The 5,000-nt window shown below is 54.3% G+C and carries 2 protein-coding genes, 1 tRNA gene and 2 rRNA genes (1 of these 5 running past the window's edge); 1 reads left to right on the forward strand and 4 read right to left on the reverse strand.

The genetic code is table 11. The annotated features are described in order from the left end of the window. Positions 1-118 (reverse strand): transposase (locus tag VOY09_RS03295; protein ID WP_323811267.1); only part of this gene is annotated, 118 nt, incomplete at its 3' end. A gap of 294 nt (positions 119-412) precedes the next feature. Between VOY09_RS03295 and VOY09_RS03300 the strand changes: the two genes are divergently transcribed. Then, positions 413-2,431 (forward strand): ATP-binding protein, encoded by a 2,019-nt coding sequence (locus VOY09_RS03300; RefSeq protein WP_322896361.1) that lies wholly within the window; start codon positions 413-415, stop codon positions 2,429-2,431. 150 nt (positions 2,432-2,581) lie between these two features. On the opposite strand, the gene VOY09_RS03305 is transcribed toward VOY09_RS03300, so the two are convergent. The 3 genes from VOY09_RS03305 to VOY09_RS03315 form a co-directional block, all read right to left on the reverse strand. After that, a tRNA-Met gene (locus VOY09_RS03305) sits at positions 2,582-2,658 on the reverse strand. Positions 2,659-2,740: 82 nt separating this feature from the next. Continuing rightward, positions 2,741-2,855 (reverse strand): 5S ribosomal RNA (gene rrf / locus VOY09_RS03310). 253 nt (positions 2,856-3,108) lie between these two features. After that, positions 3,109-5,000: ribosomal RNA gene (locus VOY09_RS03315) — 23S ribosomal RNA — on the reverse strand (it continues 942 nt past the right edge of the window).

Here is a 5,000-nt window from a genome sequence, read left to right on the forward strand (position 1 = left end):
TGTAAAACGACGCATTGCTCATGCCATGTTCACGGCAAAGCTCGGCCACCGGCACACCACCTTCGGCTTGGCGCAGGATCGCAAGGATCTGGGGTTCGCTATATCTGGTCATCTTCATTCAAAATCTCCTCGTTCATCTTGCCGAGAAAATTCTACTTCCGCAGCCCCTTACTTTCGGGGGGGATTACCAGTGGTCATCGATAGATCCCGCGCGCGTTAAATTGGCCGTAGAAGTCAATGTCGCGAGAGACACACATCTCTCCAAGATTTATCTCATGAGAGAAGTGGCATTGCTTTATTGCTCTCCATTCGTCAACAAAGATGAGTATTGGGCTTAAATGGTTCCAAATAGCTCTCCGAAATTTCATGCTTTAGGGTGCCTAAACTGACCAGACCAAGCAAACGGTTCTCATTGACAGCACAGTTCGTTGGTTCGTTGGTCTTCATTTTAGCGGTGGTCACGTTAAGCCTGACGATCCTTGGCTACAACGCGATCCATGTGGCGGACACCAGGGCGGCAGACAGGCAGCAAAGAATTGCCCTGACCAATCTTGCTGCCGAAATTTGGGCAACGCCCGATCATCAGCGAAGCGCGACAATCTGGGATGATGCTGTTCTGCGAACCAGTCAACGTGACGGTGACTGGATGGATGCCAATCTCGGCACCTGGATGCAGGAGTATTTCGGGCATGATGAAAGCTATATCCTCGATCAAACTGACACGCCTGTATTCGCCTCGGCTGGCGGGGAAGTTGCATCGATAGACGCTTACGCTGATCGGGCTGAAAACATCGCACGGCTCGTGACCGCGCTGCGGGCGGAAATGGCAGATGTCAGCGAGGGTCTCTCCAACCCTTATGAAGAACTGGCGACCGTCTCAGAAGTCGCCGCTTTGTCACTTGATACCGGCGCGGCCATCATCAGCATCGTCCCCATAGTCTCGGATACAGGAGAGATCGTGCAAGCGCCGGGCACGGAATCCTTGCATATCGCGGTGCGCTATCTGGATGCAGAACTGGCGCAAAAGATTGGTGGTCCGATTGAACTTGACGACGTCTCGTTCCGATCCTCGGCTGCGACCGACAATTATGTCAGCTTGCCCGTAACGGATCAGTCCGGCAATGCGATTGCCTGGCTGGCATGGAACCCCGAGCGGCCAGGCATGCAACTCCTGACCACGATGCTGCCGGTTATATTGACGAGCGCGACAGCGATTGCACTTTTCTTATGGTGGACCGTCCATCGGCTGCTCCGCATCTCGGGGCAACTGCAGATCAGCGAGGAACGCCTTCGGCAATCGCAAAAGCTGGAAGCCGTCGGTAAGTTGACGGGCGGTATTGCACATGACTTCAACAATCTGCTGACCGTCATCATGGGAAACACTGAGATAATTCAGGATAGTCTTGATCCTGATAACCCGTTGCGCCGATATGCTGATATGAGCGCAAAGGCCGCAGACCGCGCGGCGGAATTGACCAGCCGTCTTCTAGCATTTTCGCGAAAGCAGGCGCTGCAGCCTCAGGTCGCAGACGTCCATGCCATCGTCACGGGCATAGAGGCAATGCTGCGCCGCACCTTGACGGAAGAGATCGACATCAGGATCATCGCACCGAAAGATCTGTGGCAGACCGAGGTGGATCCAGGACAACTTGAATCAGCATTGCTGAACCTTGCGATAAACTCGCGCGATGCCATGCCAGACGGCGGGGCATTGACGATTGAGATGTCCAATGTCCGGTTGAACGAGGCCTATGTCGCGCATGAACAAAGCCTGACCTCTGGCGAATTCGTTCTCATTGCCTTCAGCGACACCGGACATGGAATACCAAAAACGCAGATCGACCGCGTGTTCGAGCCTTTCTTTACAACAAAGGAGGTCGGCAAGGGCACCGGTTTGGGCCTGAGCATGGTTTATGGTTTTCTCAAACAGACAGGCGGCCACATATCCGTCTATTCTGAACCTGGCGAAGGCACGACCGTGAAGCTCTATTTCCCCCGCCATTATGGCGCCAATTCCGCACCGCAGCTAGAGGCGGAGGACGTTCTTGTGCAGCACGGTCGCGAAACGATATTGGTCGTCGAGGACGCCCCATTGATCCTTCAACAGGTTGCGGCGCAGCTCGGTGACCTCGGGTATAAAGTCGTCACCGCGCCCGAAGGGGCTTTGGCGCTCACCCTTCTGCAAGAACGCCCGGATATCTCGATGCTGCTGACCGATATCATCCTGCCTGGCGGTATGAATGGAAAGCAGCTCGCCATAGCAGCAAAGGCCATCCGTCCCGATCTCAAAATACTCTACACCACCGGCTATTCAGAGAGCGCAATCCTGCACCAGGGCCGCCTGGATCGCGGCGTCGAGGTGCTGAGCAAGCCTTACCGCCGCGCTGACCTCGCAATGAAAGTGCGTAAGGTTCTCGACTTGCAGGGCTAGGCGTTCAGCTTGCGCCTTGCGGTAGCGCTGGCTTTGTAGACGCGGTGCTTGGTGATTTTGAAAGCACCGCTGTAGCACCGCGTTTTGTGGCGCAAACGCAAAAAGCCACCCGAGGGTGGCTGGTAACGCACTGATAAGTAATGCTAAAGTTGGTTGCGGGAGTAGGATTTGAACCTACGACCTTCAGGTTATGAGCCTGACGAGCTACCGGGCTGCTCCATCCCGCGCCATTGTGGCGCACCTAATGTTGGTTAGGTGCATCGTAAGAGAGATACGCTTGCTGTGATGCAAGCAGGCGTTGTTTATTAGGTTTGGCAGTGACTTACTCTCCCACGTCTTAAGACGCAGTACCATCAGCGCTGCGGCACTTAACTGCCGAGTTCGGGATGGGATCGGGTGTTTTGCTCGCGCTATGACCACCAAACCAAAAAAACAACGCCAGGGTCAAAACGACCCGGTTTTGACCCTGGGTGAGCAAGGCGCGTTTGCGTAGCAAATGCGCGGCTCACTGGGTCGCTTTCGGGCACTGTCCCGGTTCTGACCTTGGTTGGCGTCCGCCGTTGTATTGCCGGATGCTTTCCTTGGTCATTGCCGAGATGTTCTGTTTGTTCCAAGTCTTATACGACTGTAGTTTTGTGTATGTATCCTGATTATCGCCAGTCTTACTATTACTGGATCAAATCAAGCCTATCGGACAATTAGTACCAGTCAACTGAACGCGTTGCCGCGCTTACATCTCTGGCCTATCGACGAGGTGGTCTACCTCGGTCCTCAGGGATACCTTGTTTTGAAGGGGGCTTCCCGCTTAGATGCCTTCAGCGGTTATCCTGTCCGATCATAGCTACCCTGCACTGCCGTTGGCACGACAACAGGTCCACCAGTGGATCGTTCACCCCGGTCCTCTCGTACTAGGGGCAACTCTTCTCAAGTATCCTACACCCACGGAAGATAGGGACCGAACTGTCTCACGACGTTCTAAACCCAGCTCACGTACCTCTTTAAACGGCGAACAGCCGTACCCTTGGGACCTGCTCCAGCCCCAGGATGAGATGAGCCGACATCGAGGTGCCAAACGGTGCCGTCGATATGGACTCTTGGGCACCATCAGCCTGTTATCCCCAGCGTACCTTTTATCCGTTGAGCGATGGCCCTTCCACTCGGGACCACCGGATCACTATGGCCGACTTTCGTCTCTGCTCGACTTGTCAGTCTCGCAGTCAGGCTGGCTTCTGCCATTGCACTCAACGAGCGATTTCCGACCGCTCTGAGCCAACCTTCGCGCGCCTCCGTTACAATTTGGGAGGCGACCGCCCCAGTCAAACTACCCACCACGCAGGGTCCCGGACCCGGATAACGGGCCGCGGTTAGACATCAAGCAAGATAAGGGTGGTATCTCAAGGGAGGCTCCACAGAGACTGGCGTCCCTGCTTCAAAGCCTACCACCTATCCTGCACATATCGTGCCTGATGCCAATGCGAAGCTATAGTAAAGGTGCATGGGGTCTTTCCGTCTAACCGCGGGTATCCTGCATCTTGACAGGAAATTCAATTTCGCTGAGTCCACATTTGAGACAGCGGGGAAGTCGTTACGCCATTCGTGCAGGTCGGAACTTACCCGACAAGGAATTTCGCTACCTTAGGACCGTTATAGTTACGGCCGCCGTTTACCTGGGCTTCAATTCGGAGCTTGCACTCCTCCTTTTAACCTTCAGGCACCGGGCAGGCGTCAGACCCTATACGTCGTCTTACGACTTCGCAGAGCCCTGTGTTTTTAGTAAACAGTCGCCACCCCCTGGTTTGTGCCCCCGCCCAAAAGTTGCCTTCTGAACGGGCCTCCTTCTCGCGAACTTACGGAGGTATTTTGCCGAGTTCCTTAAATGTGGTTCTCTCAAGCGCCTTGGTATTCTCTACCAGTCCACCTGTGTCGGTTTAGGGTACGATCTAGCGGAGGGCTATTTCCAGGAACCTCTAAACGGCCTGCCCAATCCGATAAGGGCAAACAATCTTCGAGATCCGTCACATCCTCCTGGCCCAGGAATATTAACCTGGTTCCCATCGACTACGCCTTTCGGCCTCGCCTTAGGGGTCGGCTTACCCTGCTCAGATTAGCTTTAAGCAGGAACCCTTGGACTTTCGGCGAGGGAGTCTCTCACTCCCTTTGTCGCTACTCATGTCATCATTCTCACTAGTGATCTCTCCACCGGATCCCTCACAGGCCGGCTTCACAGAAAGCTCCCTGCGTCCAATATACCCCGAAGGGTATTAAGGACGCTTGGAACTATGTCACACTACGCTCTGCTACCATGCAATAAATTGCATCCCAGACTTCGGCTCATGGCTTGAGCCCCGTTACATCTTCGCCGCAGGACAACTTAATTAGACCAGTGAGCTGTTACGCTATCTTTAAAGGATGGCTGCTTCTAAGCCAACCTCCTGGTTGTTTTGGTCGTCCCACTTGCTTTCCCACTTAGCCATGAATTAGGGGCCTTAGTCGTAGGTTAGGGTTGTTTCCCTCTTCACAACGGACGTTAGCACCCGCTGTGTGTCTGCCGGATATTACTCCTCGGTAT

It is taken from the genome of Yoonia sp. 67-2 (genome assembly GCF_035117555.1).
Taxonomy (GTDB): Bacteria; Pseudomonadota; Alphaproteobacteria; order Rhodobacterales; family Rhodobacteraceae; genus Yoonia.